Origin of the sequence: Streptomyces sp. V4I23 (assembly GCF_030817975.1) — a bacterium.
Lineage (GTDB): Bacteria > Actinomycetota > Actinomycetes > Streptomycetales > Streptomycetaceae > Streptomyces.
Window position 1 is genome coordinate 7,191,265 of record NZ_JAUSZW010000004.1, and the last position, 19,644, is coordinate 7,210,908.

Annotated in this window: 13 protein-coding genes and 1 pseudogene; 6 read left to right on the forward strand and 8 right to left on the reverse strand. The window is 73.3% G+C overall.

Translation table 11 applies throughout. The features are described from left to right. Positions 1-88 precede the first annotated feature (88 nt). Positions 89-346, reverse strand: a pseudogene (locus tag QFZ82_RS39875) (carboxypeptidase-like regulatory domain-containing protein); the annotation flags it as partial. A 368-nt stretch (positions 347-714) separates the two neighbouring features. Here QFZ82_RS39875 and QFZ82_RS35080 point away from each other — a divergent pair. The 6 genes from QFZ82_RS35080 to QFZ82_RS35105 all read left to right on the forward strand — a co-directional run bounded on the left by QFZ82_RS35080 (position 715) and on the right by QFZ82_RS35105 (position 7,216). After that, the gene (locus tag QFZ82_RS35080) at positions 715-1,092 is read left to right on the forward strand and encodes a hypothetical protein (protein ID WP_307716961.1); all 378 of its coding nucleotides are present in this window, start codon (positions 715-717) and stop codon (positions 1,090-1,092) included. Positions 1,093-1,150: 58 nt separating this feature from the next. Then, positions 1,151-2,554, forward strand: a complete 1,404-nt coding sequence (locus tag QFZ82_RS35085; protein ID WP_307716962.1) for an NADP-dependent succinic semialdehyde dehydrogenase — start codon at positions 1,151-1,153, stop codon at positions 2,552-2,554. Positions 2,555-2,557: 3 nt separating this feature from the next. Then, on the forward strand, positions 2,558-3,523 hold the full coding sequence (locus QFZ82_RS35090; protein WP_307716963.1) for an LLM class F420-dependent oxidoreductase: 966 nt from the start codon (positions 2,558-2,560) through the stop codon (positions 3,521-3,523). Between the two features lie 164 nt (positions 3,524-3,687). Continuing rightward, positions 3,688-5,352 carry a hypothetical protein gene (locus tag QFZ82_RS35095; protein WP_307716964.1) on the forward strand — a complete coding sequence of 555 codons (1,665 nt, stop codon included), beginning with the start codon at positions 3,688-3,690 and terminating at the stop codon, positions 5,350-5,352. Then, a complete protein-coding gene (locus QFZ82_RS35100) occupies positions 5,292-5,678 on the forward strand; it encodes a hypothetical protein (protein ID WP_307716965.1) in 387 nt (128 codons plus the stop codon). The genes QFZ82_RS35095 and QFZ82_RS35100 overlap by 61 nt, the downstream gene beginning before the upstream one ends. Further along, the gene (locus tag QFZ82_RS35105; protein WP_307716966.1) at positions 5,675-7,216 is read left to right on the forward strand and encodes a hypothetical protein; all 1,542 of its coding nucleotides are present in this window, start codon (positions 5,675-5,677) and stop codon (positions 7,214-7,216) included. Before QFZ82_RS35100 ends, QFZ82_RS35105 begins: the two co-directional genes overlap by 4 nt. A 51-nt stretch (positions 7,217-7,267) precedes the next feature. Here the strand turns inward: QFZ82_RS35105 and QFZ82_RS35110 are convergent, their stop codons facing one another. The 7 genes from QFZ82_RS35110 to QFZ82_RS35140 are packed head-to-tail and all read right to left on the reverse strand — an operon-like array spanning position 7,268 to position 19,609. Continuing rightward, positions 7,268-8,146, reverse strand: a complete 879-nt coding sequence (locus QFZ82_RS35110; protein WP_307716967.1) for a peptidoglycan-binding protein — start codon at positions 8,144-8,146, stop codon at positions 7,268-7,270. Positions 8,147-8,171: 25 nt separating this feature from the next. Beyond that, positions 8,172-9,719, reverse strand: a complete 1,548-nt coding sequence (locus QFZ82_RS35115; protein WP_307716968.1) for a DUF6519 domain-containing protein — start codon at positions 9,717-9,719, stop codon at positions 8,172-8,174. A 46-nt stretch (positions 9,720-9,765) separates the two neighbouring features. Next, positions 9,766-11,919, reverse strand: coding sequence for a hypothetical protein (locus QFZ82_RS35120; protein WP_307716969.1), 2,154 nt, complete (start codon positions 11,917-11,919; stop codon positions 9,766-9,768). A gap of 22 nt (positions 11,920-11,941) precedes the next feature. After that, positions 11,942-15,712, reverse strand: a complete 3,771-nt coding sequence (locus QFZ82_RS35125; RefSeq protein ID WP_307716970.1) for a putative baseplate assembly protein — start codon at positions 15,710-15,712, stop codon at positions 11,942-11,944. Beyond that, positions 15,709-18,888 (reverse strand): putative baseplate assembly protein, encoded by a 3,180-nt coding sequence (locus QFZ82_RS35130; RefSeq protein WP_307716971.1) that lies wholly within the window; start codon positions 18,886-18,888, stop codon positions 15,709-15,711. The genes QFZ82_RS35125 and QFZ82_RS35130 overlap by 4 nt, the downstream gene beginning before the upstream one ends. Further along, positions 18,885-19,262 carry a GPW/gp25 family protein gene (locus QFZ82_RS35135; RefSeq protein ID WP_177148429.1) on the reverse strand — a complete coding sequence of 126 codons (378 nt, stop codon included), beginning with the start codon at positions 19,260-19,262 and terminating at the stop codon, positions 18,885-18,887. Before QFZ82_RS35135 ends, QFZ82_RS35130 begins: the two co-directional genes overlap by 4 nt. Continuing rightward, the gene (locus QFZ82_RS35140; RefSeq protein ID WP_307716972.1) at positions 19,259-19,609 is read right to left on the reverse strand and encodes a hypothetical protein; all 351 of its coding nucleotides are present in this window, start codon (positions 19,607-19,609) and stop codon (positions 19,259-19,261) included. Before QFZ82_RS35140 ends, QFZ82_RS35135 begins: the two co-directional genes overlap by 4 nt. Between the last annotated feature and the right edge of the window lie 35 nt (positions 19,610-19,644).

Consider the following 19,644-nt stretch of genomic DNA (forward strand, 5'->3'; position numbering starts at 1 on the left):
CCCGGTCGGCCCCGCGCGGTGGGGGCCGCCAGCCCCCCGCCGGCCCGGACGCCGTGTCCTGACGGACCTGCGTGGGCGTCAGCGTCATGTCGTACTCGGCCGCGGCGCCCTCCCGCTCGTACACCGCCGTGAACGCACGCGGCGCGTGCCCGGACGCCGTCACCGCCGGCACACAGCTCCCCTCGGGCGGCTCGGGGAGGGCGTAACGCCCTTGTGCGTCCGCCACCGCCAGGCCCGCCTGGCGGCCCGACCGGTCGATCAGCGTCACATGGGCGCAGGCCACCGGCGCGCCCTCCGACGTCCCGCACGTGGCCGTGGAAGCCGGCCGGCAGGTCGGCGGCGGGATCCTGGGGAGCGGTCGCCGGCAGCCGTGGCCGACCCGTCTCCTCGCGCGACGGCAGGAACGCGGCGCACACCAGCCCGGCCGGCACGGCGCCCACGGCGATCAGGAACGCCGGCCGGAAGCCGAGCATGCGTGCCTGCTGCATCTTTCCGCCGGCTCCCGTCCTGTCACCCCTCACCTCCTGACGGACCACGCATCGTCACCCGCCGCCTGGGTACCCGAAGCCCCCGGCGGCCGTCCGCCCACCGCCCGGACCCGGCCCGCTCGCACCGCCGCGGCCGGGGAGCGAGGCTTGAGAAGACGGGGAGGGCACGCCGCCCGGCGCGGACAGGCCCGGCCCCACGGGACAGGAACGGAAGGCGGGAATCACGGTGAACACTGCACAGGAGCACACGGAGTCGGTCGTCGTCACGGTCACCGGCTGCTCCAGCGAGGACGCGGACGCCGTCTTCCGCGCCCTCGGCCGCGCGTACCCCTCGGACCGCGACGAGTCCGAGGTGCCCCGGCACGTCATGGAGGGGCACGACACCGTATGGACGACCACGTTCGACGTGTCCCACCCCCTCGGCAAGGCGGAGCCGGTACGGCTCGCGGCACCCGTGACGGTCGAGATGCAGGGCGGCTACTGGGCCGTGGACCGCATGAAGGAGATGCTCGCGACCAGCTTCCAGGTCCAGGAGGAGGGCATGGCGGCCGGTGACCAGGAGAAGGACGTGCAGCTGCGGCTGACCAGCGGCATCCATCAGTGACCGGCTCGGCCGAACAGACCGGCGACCCACCAGGCACCCGAGCCCAGGAGGACTGTCCATGCCCATCGCCACCGTCAATCCCGCGACCGGGGAGACGCTCGAGACCTTCGACGCCTTCGGCCCCGGCGAGATCGAGCGGCGCATACAGCTCGCCTCCGACGCCTTCGCGAGGCATCGCACGACCTCCTTCGCCGAGCGGGCCGGCCTGCTGAACCGCGCCGCCGACCTGCTGGAAGAGGACCAGCAGGGCATCGCCCGCACGATGACCACCGAAATGGGCAAACCACTGGCCGCCGCCCGCGCCGAGGCGGCCAAGTGCGCCAAGGCGATGCGCTGGTACGCCGCCCGGGCCGAGGAGCTCCTCGCCGACGAGCACCCGCCGGAGGCCGACGTGACGGACTCCGGAGCGGCCCGCGCCACCGTGCGCTACCGGCCCCTCGGCGTCGTCCTCGCCGTCATGCCGTGGAACTTCCCGCTCTGGCAGGTCGTGCGCTTCGCCGCGCCCGCCCTGATGGCGGGCAACACGGGGCTGCTCAAGCACGCGTCCAACGTGCCGAGGACCGCCCTGTACCTGGAGGACCTGTTCCGCCGGGCCGGCTACCCGGAAGGCTGCTTCCAGACGCTGCTGGTGGGTTCGGACGCCGTCGAGAAGGTCCTGCGCGACCCGCGCGTGGCCGCTGCCACCCTGACCGGCAGCGAACCCGCGGGACGCTCCGTCGCCTCCGTCGCCGGTGACGAGGTCAAGAAGACGGTCCTGGAACTCGGCGGCAGCGACCCGTTCATCGTCATGCCCTCCGCCGACCTGGACCGCGCGGTCGCCACCGCGGTCACCGCCCGCGTACAGAACAACGGCCAGTCCTGCATCGCGGCCAAACGGTTCATCGTCCACGCCGACATCCACGACGCCTTCCGCGACCGGTTCACCGCCGCGATGCGTGACCTGACCGTCGGTGACCCGATGGACGAGTCCACCGACGTCGGCCCGCTCGCCACCGAGAAGGGCCGCGAGGACCTCGAACAGCTCGTCGACGACGCGCTGGCCCGGGGCGCCACCGCGCAGTGCGGCGGACGGCGCCCGCCCGGCCGCGACCGCGGCTGGTACTACGAGCCGACCGTGCTCACCGGCGTGACCGACGCGATGCGCATCCACCGGGAGGAGGCGTTCGGACCGGTGGCCACGCTCTACCGCGTTGCCGGCGCGGACGAGGCCGTCGCCCTCGCCAACGACTCGCCGTTCGGACTCAGTTCCAATGCCTGGACCCGCGACGAGGCCGAGGTCGAGCGGTTCTCGCGGGACCTCGAAGCGGGCGGCGTCTTCTTCAACGGCATGACCGCCTCCCACCCCGCCCTGCCGTTCGGAGGCGTCAAACGGTCCGGCTACGGACGCGAGCTGTCCGGGCACGGAATCCGGGAGTTCTGCAACGTCACCACGCTGTGGCACGGCAAGGACGAGGAGGCGTAGCGCATGGTGCGCATCGGATACACGATGATGACCGAGCAGGCCGGGCCGCGTGAGCTCATCGGCCATGTGGCCGGCGCCGAGGCGACCGGTTTCGACTTCTCCGTCATCTCCGACCACTACTTCCCCTGGCTCGGCTCCCAGGGCCACGCGCCGTACGCCTGGAGCGTCCTCGGCGCGGCCGCCCAGGCCACCTCGACCATCCCGCTCATGACGTACGTGACCTGCCCGACGACCCGGTACCACCCCGCCGTCGTGGCCCAGAAGGCCGCCACCGTCCAGCTGCTGTCCGAAGGGCGCTTCCGCCTCGGCCTCGGCTCCGGCGAGAACCTCAACGAGCACGTGGTGGGCGGCGGCTGGCCCAGCGCACACGAGCGCCTGGAGAAGCTGGAGGAGGCCACGGACATCATCCGCAGGCTCCTCGACGGCGAGCACGTGACCCACCACGGACCCCACTTCGACGTCGTCGACGCCAAACTGTGGGACGTGCCCGAACAGCCCGTGCCCATCGGCATCGCCGTCTCCGGCGACAGCTCCTGCGAGGTCGCCGGGAACAACGCCGACCTGGTGATCGCCACCGAGCCGAAGAAGGAACTGCTCGACGCCTTCGACCGGTACGGCGGCGCCGGCAAACCCCGCATCGGCCAGCTCCCCGTCTGTTACGACACCGACCGGGACGCGGCCGTGGCCCGCGCCCACGACCAGTTCCGCTGGGCGCTCGGCGGCTGGCGGGTCAACGCCGAACTGCCCGGACCGAAGTCCTTCGAGCAGGCCACCGCACTCGTCACCCCCGAGGACGTCGCCGGACAGATCCCCTGCGGCGACGACGTGGACGCCTTCGTCGACGCCGTACGCCCGTACGCGGAGGCCGGATTCAGCGAGGTCGCCCTCGTCCAGATCGGCGGGGACCGGCAGGGGCCGTTCCTCGACTGGGCCGGGAAGAAGCTGCTGCCGGCGCTTCGCGAGCTCTGACCTCCGCGCGTCGGCGCGCGCACTGCCCGCGTCATGCTCGGGCCGCAGGTGACACCGGCGCTCACAACCCCCTGCCGAGCGGGCGTACGTCGGGTAAATTCCCTCTGTGCACGGCGAGTTGATCTCATGATGCGCAGCTGGCAGGGGGAAGGCGGGGGAGCGCCATGGGCGGGAGACTGTACGGTCAGCAGGCCCTGCAGGAGGACTTCGTCCCCCGGCTGGTGGGACTGCACCACAAGAACGCCTACCAGGTCGCCTTCGCCTATCCCAAAGGCGCGCCCGTGGTGCGGATCGTCGGCGGACGCGGCAGCGGCAAGACCGCGCTGCTCGGGGCCGTCCATGACGCGTACAACGGCCGGGTGCCGCTCGCGCGGGTCGACCTCGGAGCCCCCGGATTCGGCGAGCCGGGTGTCGCCGAGCTCAGCGACGAGGAGGTCCCCAACGCCTCCCACATCACCCACCTGCTGTATCTCCTCGCCTACAAACTCGGCCTCGACGTCCGGCACTTCGGTCGGCCCATGGCCTTCCCCAGGCTGTCGCTCGGCCTCCTCGTCGTCACCGCCTGGCGCCCCTTGAACAGCGACGAGACCGATGTGCGGCCCCCCGACCTGCGGCGGGCCGAGGCCGACCTGCGCACCTTCATCACCGCCGAGGACCCCGACGTACGCCGCCGCAGGGAAAGCCTCGGCCGCTGGTTCGACGTCGTCACCGACAACCTCCCGCAGGTCCTGTCCGCCGTCCCCGGCCTCGACTCCATCGCCGGAATCGTCCTCGACACCGCACGCCAGCAACTCGTCAAGAGCGAACCGGACAAGGGCGCACTCGCCTGGTGGGGCGGCCGGCTGCACAGCTCCCAGGGCTACCAGGGCGACTCCCTGCAACGGCTGTTCCAGTTCGTCCGCGGGTTCCGCAGGCTCGACGACCGCCGGCGCACCGCCGAGGAGCACCTCGTCGCCGCCCTCCTCGACGACGTCGACGCCAACTACGGCAGACTGCGCCGGCTCAACAAGAAGCCCCGGCCGCTGCTGCTGCTCGACAACGCCCACTCCGACGTCGGACGCACCTTCCTCGACCTGCTCGACGCCGGCTACGACACCCCCGGCAAGGACCCGACGCGGCCCGTCACCCTCGCCACCGTCCTCGGCAGGAGCGAGGGGCATCCGCCGCTCGGCGAGGTCGGCGGCGACGCCGTCCCGCAGGACCGGCCCCTCGTCCTCGGCATCCCCGCCATCGAACCGGCCCACATCGCCGAGATGCTCAGCCGCGTCGACTACCCCGACCACCTGCCCCGCGTCGTCGCCCGCTACAGCGGCGGGCGCGCTGCCGCCGCCCGGATCCTCGCGGACGCGGCCGTCCGCCGCGTCCAGGAGGCCGGCACGCTGGGCAGCCGGGAACTGCTCGACGACGCCGCACCCGCACTCCTCGCCAAACTGCTGCCCGACCCCGTGCTGCGGGACCGTCTGGTGCTGCTGTCCGCCGCGGCCGACGCGGGCACCCGGCCCGGACTGTGGACCTTCGCCCACCCCGAGGACCACTCCGGCGACCTGGTCGCCGCCCGTGTCCGCGAGGCAGACGACTACCGCACCCGCTCCTGCCTCGACGGCGACCGTGCCCTCGACCTCCTGCTGCGGCACCGGCTGGCCGCCACCACCACCCACGAGCGCTGGCGCGACACCCAGCTGCGCCTGCGCTCCCTGTGCGACCCGCGCAGCGACACACCTACCTGCACTACACCCTCGCCCTCGGCCGCGTGGACGAGGTGGTGTGCGTGCTGCACCACCGGTTCACCGTCACCCCGCCCGCCGAGTGGCTCACCGCGCTCAACCTGATCTGCGCCGCCCCCCACCCCCGCGAGGGCTACGAGCCCCCGGCCGGGAGCCCCGCCCTGTCGTGCACGGCCTGCGGCAGCGACGTCCCCGGCCCGCACCACGAGGCCGTCGCCTCGCTGGTACCCCTGCTGTGGCGGCTGTCCGACCCGCTCACCCTCGCCCCCCGCGAGGACGAACTGACCACCGTCCGCATCGCGCTGGAGACGCTGTACGGCAACAAGGCCGCGCACGCCCCCTACCGCGAGGCGTCCGCCGCCTGGCCGGCCCGTCTGAGAGCCGGAACTCAGGCCCCCGACCTGCCCGTCCAGGAAGGTGTCGCGTCATGACGTCGTTCATCGGAAGACTCCCCGGCGGACCGCTCACCAAGGCGGCCGCCCTCGTCGTCGCCCTCGCCGTCCTCGGCGCCGCCGTGTGGACCGGCATCGTCGTCTTCGGACCCGACCCGGCCTGCGGCAAGGGCATCGAGGAACGCGGCCCCGAGGGCGCCAGGGAATGCACGGGCGTCACCGACGGCAGCTACGTCTTCGCCGCCAACCTCAAGGAGGTCAGCGCACGCATCAAGGCGGAGAACGACCGGATCGCGGGCGAACCGCACGTCTCCGTCGCCGTGATGCTGCCCATGGCGCCCAGCCAGGGCTTCGAGCAGGAGAAGACCCTGCACGAGGTGCAGGGCGCCTACCTCGCCCAGTACCGTGCCAACCACGAGTCCAACAGCAAGAAGCCCGCGATCCGGCTCCTGCTCGCCAACCCGGGCCGCAGCCACGCCCACTGGAGGCCCGTCGCCGAACAGCTCGGCGAGATGTCCGAGTCCACGACCGACAACCTCCGGGCCGTGATCGGCTTCGACGTCTCCACCGCCACCACCCAGGCGGCCATCGGCTACCTCACGCGGGAGCGCGGCATCCCCGTCGTCGGCGGTCCCATCACCGCCGACGACTCCGGCAACAGTCCCGAACGGCCCGACGCCTACCCCGGCCTCGCCCGGGTCGTGCCCACCACCACCGACCAGGCCAAGGCCCTGTCCCACTTCAACAAGGACATCGACCCCAGACACACCCTGGTGGTCGAGGACGTCCGCACCGGCGACAACTACGTCGACGCCCTCAAGCGGGCCTTCGCCGAACGCACCCTCGGATCGCCGCGCGCACCCGAGCAGTACCGCGCACCCGACGAGTTCCACGAGGAAGGCACCACCGCCAACGCCTTCGACCAGATGGTCGACACCATCTGCACCTCGGCCGCCAAGGTCATCTACTTCGCCGGACGCCCCGTCCAGCTGCGCCAGTTCGTCAACGAGCTCGGCAACCGCGGCTGCACCGAGAAGAAGTACACCGTCATCACCGGATCCGGCGCCTCCACGCTCTCCTCGGACAAGCTCCTCGACTGGGACGCCTTCCGCAAGGGCGTGACCCTCCAGTACGCGGCCGTCGCCCACCCCGACGCCTGGACCGGCCCCAAGGCGCCCGCCACCGGCGGCTCCGCGGCCGCCTACCGCACCCTCGCCGAGCTCGCGCGCAGCAAGGAGGCCGGAGACATCGGCGCGGTGGAGCTCACCGACTCACGGACCATCACCTTCTACGACGCGGGACTCACCGCCGTCACCGCCATCCGGATGCGCGACGACGGCGACCCCGTCATCCCCGCACTCAGCCGCATCAGCGACTCGTGGCTGCGGCTGCACGGCATGGGCAAGGTGGACGGCGCGAGCGGCTGGATCTGCCTGGACAACTACGGCAACCCCTACAACAAGGCGGTCTCCGTCGTGGAACTCACCCCCGACGCCCCCGGCCGCATCCGCTTCGTCGGACTCGCCTGGCCCACCGGCAGGCCCACGCCCGCGGACTGCACCGCGAGCCGTACCTGACACACGACGGCGGCCGCACACCCCGGGTGTGCGGCCGCCGCCACGCTCACGTCAGACGTTGGGCACCTTCAGCTTGTCCCAGCTCGTCCTGCCCGGGATGCCGTCCGCGTCGCCGCCCGAGTAGCCGAGCTTGCGCTGCCAGGCCGCGTACGACGCGCGGTCGGCCTCCGTCCACTCCGGGCCCGGCCCCACCTCGTAACGGCCGCAGCCCTCGGCCACCAGCCGCTTGCCCATCGCCGTGATGATCGGGCTGCGCCGGCCCGCCTGGAAGAACGCCGCGCCCGGGAACGGCTCGTACTGCGGTGCCGGCGGCGGTGTCGCCGGACCGTCCGGACCGCCGCCCAGCCGCTCCTTGATCCGGCTGCGCATCGAGTCCATCGTGAACCCGCGCGGATCCACCTTCCCCGGTTGCCACTCCTTGTGCCCGATCACCGAGCGGTGCGACCAGCCGTGCGCCCGGCAGATCGCCGCGGCGGCCTTCTCGATGGCCTCCAGCTGCGCCGCCGGCCAAGGGTCCTTGCCGTCGCCGAGGTTGATGCACTCGAAACCGTAGAAGTGCCGGTTGCCGTCGGTGTTGGCCTCGTTGTCGGCGGGCAGTGGCGCCGACTCGTTGACGACCGCGCGCAGGACGTCGTCGTCGCCCAGCCCGGCGTGGTTGGCGCGGCCGTTGCCGACGAGGTAGACCGTGCCGTCCTTCGCGATGACACCGTGGCACAGCGGTCCGGGCAGACTGGAGTGGCCGTTGTAGCAGAGTTCGACGGAACTCTCGGTGCCCTTCGTCACGGTGTGGTGGATCATCACGCCGTTCACCGGGCCCCACGGTCCCTTGTGGTTGCGGTTGTGCGTGCGCCAACTGCGGTGCTCGACCACGCGCAGGCCCTCGTTGCGAAGGGCCTTCAGCAGTCTGTCGGCCGACAGGGGTGTCGCCATGGTGATACTCCTTCCCGGGAGTCCGTCAGTTCTCCGGCCGTCCCTGATCGGTTTGCCCGGTCTCCGTATCCGCCGAACCGCCTTGCGCGGCACGCTCCGCCGCCACGGCCTCCTCCTCCGCGCTCGCCTCGGCCGCCAGCGCCTCCGCGTCGGCCGCGGGGATCGGCGCCGCCAAGGAACCGAAGGACTGCCGCAGATCGGCGACCGACCCCTCACCGAGCACCCACGCCAGCGGCGCGTAGTGCACCTCGACACCCTGCGGCGAGCGCAGCAGCGGACGCCGCGCGCTGTCCGTCGGCCACTCCACGTCGCCCGTCGCCGTGCGCGCCGCCACGGTCCAGAAGTCCCCGGACCGGTAGGCGCGTCCGGGCTCGAAGTACACGAACACCCCGTCCTCCAGGGGCAGCCAGACACCCTCCTCGATGCGCAGCGCCCCACCCCGCGCCTTCGACGCGCCGCCCTTGCCCCGGCCCGCAGGCGGCCGGTGGTCCCAGCGCCGCAGATACGGGTTCAGCTCGGGACGCCGGCCCACCGAGGGGTGCGGCTCGTCCGACAGCCTCACCCGGCGGCCGGGCAGGTCCAGTTCCTCGACCCGCAGCAGCGGTTGGGGCTCGCGGCGGCTGGTGTACGCGGTGTCGGTGAACTCGACCCAGTCACCCACGTTGAGGTCGAGCTTGTCGTCGCCGCCGAGGGACGCCAACTCGACCCAGGTCCCGTCCAGTTCGTCGACCGGGAAGGTCACCGATCCGTTCTCCCTCGACCACTTGAACGTCGCGTCCTTCGCCGCCCCGCCCTCGTGGATCTCCACCCGGTACAGCTGGTTCTCCGGTCCGCGGTAGCGGGCGTCGGGCGGCACCGGGCACGGGTCCTCGTCCGCGCGGTCCGGACGCTCGCTGCGCGCCGCCATCCGCGCCGTCGGAGCCTGCGCCGCGGCCCACTTGTCGAACGCGGCCCGCACCTGGTCCTTCGTCGCCCCGTCCGCCAGCTCCAGCTCGGAGCCGGGCACCGGAACGACCTGCCAGACCACCTTCACCCGCGCCGCGGTGTCCGGCATGGCCGAGCCGAGCGCGACCTCCCGCAGCAGCGGGTCCTCGGCGGCGGTCACGACCCGCTCCCACACCTTCAGCGCCGCCAGGTACGGGAACTGGGTCGGCAGCCGGTCAGCGGGCCGCTCCGGGTCGCGGTAGCCGTCCGGCTGGTCCCAGTACGTCCAGGTCGCCGGCGGCGGGGGACTGTCGGCGGCCTCGCCGTCCGCGGCCTGCTCCGTGACCGGGACGCCCGGCGCGGGACGCGTCGCGTCGACGAGGATGCCGTCCACGTAGTAGCGGCCGCCGCCGATCGCCAGATCGTCCAGCTCCCGGCTGCCGCCCAGGAACTGCACCGCGAAACCGGTCGCGCCCTGCGGGCCGCCGTGCTGCCCGATCAGATCGCGGGCGACGGTCCGGGCCTGATGCAGCTGGATCGCCGTCTGTTCGTTGGCGTCCGCGTCCAGCTGGACCCGGCCCTGCTGGGCGATCACCGCCGAGTAGTGCCTCTCCGGCCGGAAGGTGACGCGGGAGATGTCTGCGTGCATGAGTTGGGGTCCCCCTCGGGAAGTTCAGGCAGTCGTGAAAGTCGTGTCAGGTGACGGGGATGATCCCGGCGTCCGTACCGGCCGGGGTGTACTCGGCGAGCCGGGCCCGCAGGCTGTCCTCGCGCTGCGGTTCGTACAGGTCGTGGAAGACGCCCATCTCGGAGCCGTCGTCGGCGCCGCGCCGGATCTCCGGCGGGCACACCCCGGCGAGCCGGCCGTAGGCGGGCGTGCCGTACCGCTCGCTCGCGAAGAGCGGGCGGACCGGCTCACCGCCCGCGAGGTCCGGCTGGCAGCGGTGCCGGCGCGGGGTGCGGGAGCCCGGCGGCACGTACGAGTACCGCAGGCAGCCGATGCCGCGCCGGGCGACGCGCATCCGCCCGGTGAAGACGCTGTTCTCGCCGATCTCCACGGCATGCGTGTGCACTTCCCCGATCACCGTGGTGCGGTGGGCGTGCAGCACCGCGTGCGCGAGCCGGCAGTCGGGAGCGGACAGCGCCTCGCGGTCGTGGCCGGTGGCGTCCAGGATGCTGTCCCGGATGTGGAGCGGCAGCGGCTCGTGGTTCACCTCGTCCCCGATGACCTCGATCGTGCCCAGAACGCTGTGCTCGATCTGCACGCACGCCGTCGTCCGCTCCAGCACCAGGCTCGGCTCCTCGGGGGAGTGCGGGTCGCACTCGGGCTCCAGCGACCAGCCCGGCACCAGCGTGCAGTGCCGCAGCACCACCGCGCCCACCGGACCGCTCACATGCAGGCCGCGGCCGGTGACCAGCAGACCGTCCAGCACGATGCGCGGCGCCTCGCCCCCGCAGTCCTCCTCCTGCGCCCGGATGTTGAGCGCGTCGGGGCGGTTGCTGTACCAGTCGAGGAGGCGGATCACCGGGCGGCAGCCCTCCGCCGCCCTCAGCTCCAGCCGGTCGCCGCGCTCCAGGTCGAAGTCCAGCTGCTCCTGGTACGCGCCGCTGTGCGTGATCTCGATGACGCCCTCGGGCCCGCACCGGCCCGCCCTGCGGTCCTCGCGCCACTCCTCGTACGCGTCCATGATCTTCTGGTGGCCGCCGCCGGGACCCACCCGGTAGACCTTCGCCGCCGGCGAGGTGTCCCGCTCCCGCGGGTACTCGCCGCCGCCGATGTCGTCGCCGAACGCGTAGTGGTACGTGACCCACACGCCCTGCCGCGGCGCCGAACGCGACCCGAACGCGATCCGTCCCAGCACCGGGTCGACCGCCACCTGGCCGCGCCGCGGCCGGTAGCGCCACTGGGACAGGTCCGCGACCACGATGTCCGACATCGGCACGGGCTCGTCCTGGCCGTCCCGCCAGATCGTGAAGCTCTTGCCCGGCCCGTAGTAGTCCGCGAGCCGGTCGGCGAGCTGCCGGCGCCGGATGTACGCGGGCACGTTGTCGATCGTGGCGATGTGTGTCGTCGACGGCTCAGGCACCGGATTCGTCACCAGCGGGGCGTCGTTGCCGAGGATCGAGAAGGTGTAGAGACTGCGCGCACGGTCGATGCAGTACGCCGGGGCCCGGTTGAGGTGATACGGCTTCAGCCGCCACACGAACAGGCCCACTCCCGCGGGCGTGTACCCGCCCGTGCGTCGTGCGGAGCCCGCCCTGCGCACGTCCACCGACCGTGCGGTGTTCCCGAACGGGCCGCCCGCCAGGTCCAGTTCGGCGCCCTCCCGTACGTCGGCGAGCCGGCCGCGCCCGGCCCGGCGCACATCGGCGGCCGCCGGTCCGGACCCGTACAGCTTCACCGGCTGGTGGTGGGAGACGAGCCGGGAGAACTCCACGGCCCTCGCCGGCCACCCCCCGATCTCCTGCGCCAGCTCCTCCAGCAGGTGCAGCGTGCCCTTGCGGCGCCGGTTGGCGACCGTGGCCGCCACGTCCCGGCGCGGCGCGAGGGCCTCGGCGAGAGCGCCGCGCGAGGCGTCCCGGCCCGCGTCGCCGAGCCCGTCGGTGCGCACCCTCTCGTAACCGGGGAGCGGCCTGTAGCCCACCAGGTCGCCGATGTACGGCAGCACCCAGGGCGCGGCCGTCTCCACGAACAGGTCCTCGTAGCCCTGCTCCACCCGGTCGCGCACCAGGTCGGCCTGCTCGGCGATCACCGCGAGGAGCGCCCGCAGAGGTTCCCCGGCCTCGGCGTCCCGGAGCCGGTGCCACTGGGGGAGGAGCTCCGCGAGCCCGTCCGGTTCCCTGCTCATGCGGCGCTCCTTTCGTACGTGTTCATGCGGTGACCTCCGTGAGAATGAGCGTGTCCGCCACGTGGGGGGACAGCAGGACGAGCTGGGCCGGGCGGATGCCGCGGAAGACGCACACCGCGCGCCCCTTCGCCAGCCGCCGGGTGTCGGTGACGTCCGGGTTGAGGCGCAGGAGTTCGGACAGCGGGATCCCGTACCGGGCCGCCACCTCGGTCAGGGTCTCGCCCTCGTCGGCGGTGACCGTGTGCACGTCCTCGTCGTACGCGGCGAGCCGTGCCGGGACCGTCGGCCGCACCTCGGCGAGCCTCTCGGCGAGGCGGGTCAGACCGTCGGGCGTGACCGACGCCGGGACCCCGCCGAAGACGTCCACGTCGACGAAGTCGACGCCCGGCACCCGGTGCGCCGTCGCCAGCACGTCGGACAGCTGGGCGGGACTGCCGAGGTCGCGCCGGCCGGGCCCGAACTCCCGCAGCAGCGCCTGCCGCAGCCTCGGCTCCACCACCTGCCAGCTGTGGTCCGGCGCGACCTTCACCTTCGCCGCGATCAGCAGGAGCACCAGCTCCCGCACGTCCACCCGCACCGGCAGGCGCGAGTCGCCGTACTCGGCCAGCGAGGAGCGCAGGGCGCGCAGCACGTCGGAGTCCCCGGCGACCGGGATGTCGTCCACCCCGGCGACCGTCACGTGCAGCACCTGCCGGCGGCCGTCGAAGACCTCCCGTGCCACGGCCCGGCCGATCCCTGCCCGGGAGCGTGCGAAGTCCTCGTAGTCCGCGACCGATACGAGCCGGTCGAGCGCGGACACCGCGAGCGGCACCGTGCGACGGGTCAGCGAAGGCCCGTCGGCGTCCGCGCCGCCCGTAGCGGGCTGCGGATTGGTGACTCCCGTGACGCCCAGCGGCCGCGTGACGGCCTGGGTGATGCGGTTCGCCCGGACGTTGGCCGCGCGGCCGGTGCCGAAGCGGTAGCGGGCGCGGACGTTCTCGCTGCCGCTGGGCAGGCGCGCCCCGTGCACCCCGTCGCCGAACGTCACCGTCGTACGGCCGTCGGCCGTCGTGCCCGTGACGTACACCCTCTCGTTCGGGCCGCGCCCGGCGAGACTGTCCACCTCGTGCCACAGCAGCCCGTCGACACGGACCTCCAGCACGGGCGTCGCCCCCAGGGGGGTGTCGGCAGGCAGCCACGTCAGGGGCGACTGCCACAGGGCGAACGTCTGGTTCGGCCGGTTCGCGTCCCCGCTGCCGATCGGCTCGTCACGGCTCTCGCCGTGTGTCGCCGGCACCACGTTGCCCAGCACGCGCACCGTGTCACGGCGGTAGCGGTAGGCCAGCTTCGACGTCAGCGACAGCCGGGTGTGCACATGATCGCCCGGCAGACGCCGATCGACCACCTGCTCCACATCCGCGATCACCACCAGCTCCGTGCCCATGACCCCCGACGCCGCCGGGGACTGCGGCAGCACGTCCGTCCGTTCCCCGGAGACCACCAGGTGGCGCCCCGGACGCAACCCGTCGTACAGCTCCGCGAGTTCGATCTCGTCGCCGTGCACGTCCTCGCCGAGCGGCTCGCCCGCGAGCCGCAGGGTCTGACCGCCCGCGTGCACCGTGGTGTCGCGGATGTTGGACAGCAGTACGTCGTGCTCGTCCAGCCACGGGTCGGCCAGCGTCAGCTCCGTGCCCCGGCCCGTGATGCCGTAGTTGGTGTAGACGGCCGTGCGCACAGCCGTCACCCGGGTGGTGACGAAGCTCAGCCGCGCGTCGCCGGGGATCCCGTCCGCCCCCTCCGCGCCCTTGCGGGGACGCTCGATCGCCACCCAGCTGCCGACCGTCACCGAGTCCTGCACCGAGTCCAGCGGCAGCACATGACGGTTCGCCGGCTCCGGCACCGTCGCGATGCCGACCACGACGTTCGCCGGCTCGCTGCCCACCGTGTAGCTCACGGTCAGCTCCATGCCCCCGTGCCGGACCTGACGGCGCTCGCCCGGGGCGAGCCGCCAGTTCACCGGCTCGCCGTTCTGCACGGCCACGTGCACGCGGCCGTCCTCACCGGGACGGGACACGAACAGCGTCCGCTCCGGCAGGCCGTCCGACAGCTGTGCCGTCACGCCCGGCTCCTGGGAGTCCGCGGGCCGCCTGCTCAGCCAGCTCAGATCGTGGTCCTGGCCCGACCGCGTGCGCAGCGTGATCCTTCCGGGCCCCAGCTCGAACGACTTATCCGCCGGCAGGTTCTCGGCCACCTGGACCGACGAGCCCGTCTCGGTGTGCTGGAACTCGGCACGCTGCGGCACCCGCCCCGACGGGTCGTACACGATCCGCATCGTCGTCAGCGCCGCGCCCGTCAACGGCCAGTCCGCCTGCCAGACCACCCGGCCGCGCTCGTCCTGCACCGGCCGCAGCGGAGCCGTCGCACCGAACGGCGCCGCCGTCACCCGCATCGCCTGCAGCTCGGTCAGCAGAGCGGGTGCGGTCGGGGCGGACCGCCGCCACGCCGCGTACATCCCGTCGGCCACCCGGGGGTCGAGCGCGGACAGCAACTGCGCGCCCAGCTCCGAACCCGCGGCCGGAAGCCGGCCCTCGGGCAGCGCCCGTGCGCCCGCGCCCGGCCGCACGTCACGGGTGCGCAGCGCGGGCAGCACCGCGCCCAGCGCCCGCAGGGCCGCGGCGCCGCCGGACACCTGCTCCTCGGGCCGCGGCGCCGGCCGGGACGGCTCCAGATCGGCCGCCCGCTCACGCAGATCGCCGACCACGGCCTCCAACTGCTCGAACCAGGCCGTCACGTCCTCGTACGCGGCGGCCACCGCCTGCGCCTCGGCGAGCCGTTCGTGCGGACCGGCGAGCAGGGACGCGAACGCGGCGGGTGTGGTGACGGTGTCGAGGCCGGCCCGCAGCGGGGCGAGCACCTGCGCGTCGAACTCCTCGATGTACCGGCTGACGGGACGCGGATTGGGGTTGTCCGGCGCGGGTGCGCCGTCCTCGGTCGCCCGGTCGTCCTCCGTGATCCACCGGCGCAGCTCGTCCACCAGCTCGCCGAGCGTGGGCGGCGCGGACCGCGGCAGCGCGACCGCGGTCACGTCGTCGTCGCGGTCCACCCGGGCCCGCGCGACCGGCAGCAGCAGCCGCTGCCCCGCCGGCCCGCCCTCCTCACCGGCGAACACGAACAGCAGCCGGTCACCCGTGTTCAGCCCCGTGGACGTACCCGCGACGAAGATCTCCGACCGCCGCCCGAGATCGTCGGGCGTCAGCAGCGAGGGCCTGCGCCGGCGCACCGCCAGCTCGTTCCACGCCGCCCGCGCCACCAGGTCCTCGCTCGTCTCGAAGACCTGCGACTGCTCGTTGGAGGAGGTGGGCACGCTGTTGCTCCGCGCACCCCGGGGGATCACCACCGACAGCTCCGGCTCCCGCGGATCCCGGTCCAGGGTGTACGCGAGATGCGTGTCCGCCGCGATGCCCGGCCGCGGCCGGTGCCCCACCAGCCTGCCCAGCAGCGCCAGCGAGCGGTGCTCGTTCGCGGTGCGCAGGTACGCCTCGTCCGCGATCCGCTCCGAATGGAAGGTCAGCAGATCACCGACCACCGCCCACGCGTCCAGCAGCCCGATCGCCGGATCGTCCAGCGTACGGACCGTCAGCCCGCGCAGCGCCGGATAGGCGGGCGAGGCCAGCCGGTCCAGCATGGCCGCCAGGAACGAGCCGTACTCGCCCACGCGGTAGTCCAGCGCGTCCCGGCCCGGAGGGTTGTACAGGGCCCGCGGGGCGCGGCGCTCGTCGTGCCCGCCGCAGCCGCAGCCGCACGTGCCGCTCATCGCGCACCTCCGCCGATCTCGATGGACAGCAGCCCGTTCTCGGGCCGGTCGGGGTCGTTGTCGCAACGCGCGATCTCCAGCGGGCCGAGCCGCAGCACGCCTGCCTCCAGTGCCGTGTCGTCCGTCTCCTGCGCGGGCCCGGCGTCGAAGAGCCGGGCCAGCCTGGTCACCCGTACGCTCTCCACGCCCCGCACGGCCGCCGCCGCGGCCACCAGGCGGCTCAGCCGCACCGGTTCGCCGAACGACAGCGCGTCGGGGTGGAAGAAGCCGAGCCGCCCGCCGGGCAGCCGCCGGCTGCCCAGCAGCCGGTGCAGCTCGGCGAGGATCTGCCCGTGCTGGTGGCCGGGCGCCGCGCACACCCGCAGCGCGATGTCCAGCGGCACCATGCGCGCCGGGCCCACCACCAGGTCGTGCCCGATGCGCCGGTACGACTCCAGCGCGTACGCCACCGAGTCGAGCAGCCGCTGCGACGGCTCACCCGCGCCCAGGGCGTCCACGGCCACATGGGCCTCCTGCACACTGCCCGTCCAGCGGATCTCCGCCGCCGCCCGCTGCACACCCGGCAGCGCCGACGCCAGCGCGGCGTAGTCGTCGGCGGTCACCGCGCGCAGCCGCGAACGCCGCAGATCCAGCGGTGCGAGCTGACGTACCTGCTCCAGCGGCTCCGGCTCGGTGCCTCCCACCGCCGGAAGCGGATTGCGCACCCCCGCCACCGGCATCGCCTCGCCCGCGTCCGTCGCGTGCGGATCCCGGCACAGGACGAGGTGGTTGATGGCCTCCGCGCCCACGTTGCCCGCCGTGCCGCCGCCGAGCCGGTAGTGCAGCTCCAGACGGGCGCCCGGCCGCGGCCGCGCCCCGTGCCGCCCGTCGCCGAACCGCAGCGCGATCCGGCCGTCGTCCTCCAGCTCCCCGACGAAGTGCCGGTCACGCTTCCCGCTCGCCAGCAGGTCACGCCGAGCCGTCCACTCCTCGTCCCGCTCCGCGTCGACCACCCGCACCGCGGGCAGCGCCTGACGCGGGTCCTGGACGAGGGCCGCCGCGGGGCCGCGCAGTTCCGGCTCGTCCGGGTGCAGCCCCGCCGCGTACACCGGACCCCAGGTGTGCGCGACCTCCCAGGCGATCCCGCCGTCGAGAACGGCGCCCGCCCGGGCCCGGGCCGTCAGCACCTCCAGCCGCCGCAGCTTCGAGGCCAGCAGCCGCTCGCTGCGGTGCAGCAGCTCCCGCAGGGCGGGCACCGGCCGGCGGCGCAGCTCCAGCCGTTCGAGCACCTTCAGCCCGAACAGAACCGTCAGCTCGGCGATCTCCGGCTCGGTCAGACCGTCGCGGTCACGGGCGCTGCGCCACAGCTCCACCAGCCGCTGCCGCACCCGCTCCGGAATCGCCGACAGCCGGGCCGCCTGCCCGCCCGACACGTGCGCCGACAGCGGGAACGGCACCGACTGGACCACGGGGGAGCGGTGCAGCACCGGACGGAACCGCGGGCGGATGCCCGGATACACGACCTGCGCCAGCAGCGTCTCCAGCGCCTCCGCCTGCTCGTACGCGGTGCCCGGCACGACCTTCTCGCGCCGCCGGCCCGCCAGTTCCAGACCCAGACCGGCCCGGCCGGTCGCGTCCTCGCCGACGACCGCGAACAATTCCCGTATCTGACCGGCGGTCAGCAGCCTGCCGTGCCGCGTCTGGTCCAGGCGCGCACCGATCAGGTCCGCGACGGCGTTCCCCGCGTCCCGGTCCGGGCAGCCGAAGCCGGACGGATCGCACGAGCCGAGGACGGCGGGCTCGGCCGGCACGGTCACCGTCTCCGCCGTGCCCTCGCAGAACGTCAGGGAACGCCCGTGGTCGACGAGCGCCACGTTGCCGCGCGCCACACTCACGTCGGCCACCGGCTCGCAGTCCCTGCCGCCCCGCGTGGACAGGCACACCGGGAACGTGAGCGCGTCCTCCTGCGCCCATGCGACCTCCAGCACCGGCTGGTCGCACAACGCGTCCACCACCGGGGTGACGGAGGTGAGCCGCACCGCCTGCCGGTGCGCCGGGTCGGCGTCACCGGGCGTGCCCGAGACCGGCCCGCGCACCTCCTCGATCAGCAGCAGGTCGCCCGGCGCGAGACACAACTCCCTGACGGAGCACTCCTCGTCGGCCCACGCGTCGCGCAGCGTCGCCGACGTCGCCCCCTTCGGCAGCGAGCACACCTCGCCGCCCCAGGTCCAGAATCCGATGGTGTTGTGCGCCGGGCGCAGCACCAGCGGCTCGGCAGCCACGACCGGCTCGAACACCTCGACCGACCCGCGCTCCCCGAGGACCGCCAGATCCCGGTCGTCGATCACCGTGCCGATCTCGGGCCGGTCCCTCGGGCCGAGCCGCGCGACGTCGACCGCGGCGAACCGGAACGCGCCCGGCAGCAGGGTCAGTTCGCGCGCCACCTCGACGGTGACGAACGCGCGGGCGTTGCACCCGTCGTGCATCGGATAGTCGATCAGCCGCACATGCCGGCGCACCGACACTCGCCGCCGCGCGGTGTCGAGATACGCCTCCGTCGCGACCGCGTCCTGCTGGTAGCTGATCCGGTCGGCGGTGTGCGCCAGCAGCTCCACCAGCGTGACACCGAGATCGGCCGGGTTGCGCTCCACCCAGTCGGGAGTGGTCAGCGCGAGCCGGTCCAGGATCAGCCGGCGGATCGTGTCGTAGTCGCGCGCCGTGTAGTCGACGACGGGGGCGGCCGGGAAGTCCGGCGGGCAGTCGCCCGGCTCGTCCTTGCAGTCGAACGGGGTGGGGCAGTCCGGCCGGAACGCGAACCCGGCCGAGAAGTACCGCTGGTCGAAACCGGGGAACGGCTCCGTCCCCGGTCGCCCGTAGGGATCGGTGTCCACCACCGACAGCCGGTACCGGCTCGTGTCCCCGGTGCGGTCCAGCGTCACCAGCAGCCGGTCGTCGAGCTCCGGGTCCTCCTCCCGCTCCACGACGACGTCGACGGCCTCGATCCCGGTGACCCGCCGTCCACCGTCGATGCGGATGTTCTCGGGGCACAGCCCGTGCGGCGCCTTGCCGAGGAATGTGACCGTCAGCGTCAGCCCGTCGTCACCCACCTCCACCGCGTCCACGCCGCCGAGCTGCGCCGCGCGCACCTTCCCACGCCTGCCGTCGCCGCGGCAGACCAACTCCTCCACGCCGCTCATGCGGGCCCGCTCCCCTCGAACACCTCGTCGCGCAGGCTCCCGGTGGCGCGCACCGAATAGCGCAGATACACCCGGACCACGTTCTCCTCGCTCACCACGTCCAGCGACTCCACCTCGATCAGCTCACCCAGCCAGCGCTGCAACGACGCCTGCACCGAAAGCTCCAGTGCGGAGGCCAGTTCGGGACTGTTCGGGGTGAAGACCAGGTCCAGCAGCCCACAGCCGAAGTCGGGGCGCATGACCCGCTCTCCGGGGCTGGTGAACAGCAACTGCTCGATCAGATCGCGCACATGCTCGTCGTACGCGGCATGCGCGGTACGCCCCCGCCGGTCGCCGCGGAACGGAAACGCGATGTCACTGCGTACGGCCCTCATCGGCACATCACTCCCTGTCGTCCGGCGGAGACGACCACCGGTCCCTGCGGCACGAGCGCGGCGCCGAAGCACTGCGCGGCCGTGGTGTCCAGGAGCACCGGCACGCCGTCCACCAGCACACCCCTGGCGTGCGGATCGAAACGGGCGCTGGTGCAGGGCTGCGGCACACCGTCCACGGTGTGGGCGCAACCGGTCACGGCGAACACGTCCAAGGCCGTGTGGACGGGATGCCCGTCGACGCGCACCGCACCGGCCGCCGACGCGGCGAACACCCGGCCGCCGTGCGGACAGTGCATCGCCGAGGCGGCGCTGATGCAGACGCCGGAGTTACCGGAGTGTCCGGACAAGACTTCTCTCCCCGTTGTGTGGTCGCTGCCGTGCG

Excerpts from the sequence above, each read along its gene's own strand:
- QFZ82_RS35085 (WP_307716962.1), top strand. The coding sequence starts at position 1,151 with ATGCCCATCGCCACCGTCAATCCCGCGACCGGGGAGACGCTCGAGACC.
- QFZ82_RS35090 (WP_307716963.1), top strand. The coding sequence starts at position 2,558 with ATGGTGCGCATCGGATACACGATGATGACCGAGCAGGCCGGGCCGCGT.
- QFZ82_RS35095 (WP_307716964.1), top strand. The coding sequence starts at position 3,688 with ATGGGCGGGAGACTGTACGGTCAGCAGGCCCTGCAGGAGGACTTCGTC.
- QFZ82_RS35105 (WP_307716966.1), top strand. The coding sequence starts at position 5,675 with ATGACGTCGTTCATCGGAAGACTCCCCGGCGGACCGCTCACCAAGGCG.
- QFZ82_RS35110 (WP_307716967.1), bottom strand. The coding sequence starts at position 8,146 with ATGGCGACACCCCTGTCGGCCGACAGACTGCTGAAGGCCCTTCGCAAC.
- QFZ82_RS35115 (WP_307716968.1), bottom strand. The coding sequence starts at position 9,719 with ATGCACGCAGACATCTCCCGCGTCACCTTCCGGCCGGAGAGGCACTAC.
- QFZ82_RS35120 (WP_307716969.1), bottom strand. The coding sequence starts at position 11,919 with ATGAGCAGGGAACCGGACGGGCTCGCGGAGCTCCTCCCCCAGTGGCAC.
- QFZ82_RS35125 (WP_307716970.1), bottom strand. The coding sequence starts at position 15,712 with ATGAGCGGCACGTGCGGCTGCGGCTGCGGCGGGCACGACGAGCGCCGC.
- QFZ82_RS35130 (WP_307716971.1), bottom strand. The coding sequence starts at position 18,888 with ATGAGCGGCGTGGAGGAGTTGGTCTGCCGCGGCGACGGCAGGCGTGGG.
- QFZ82_RS35135 (WP_177148429.1), bottom strand. The coding sequence starts at position 19,262 with ATGAGGGCCGTACGCAGTGACATCGCGTTTCCGTTCCGCGGCGACCGG.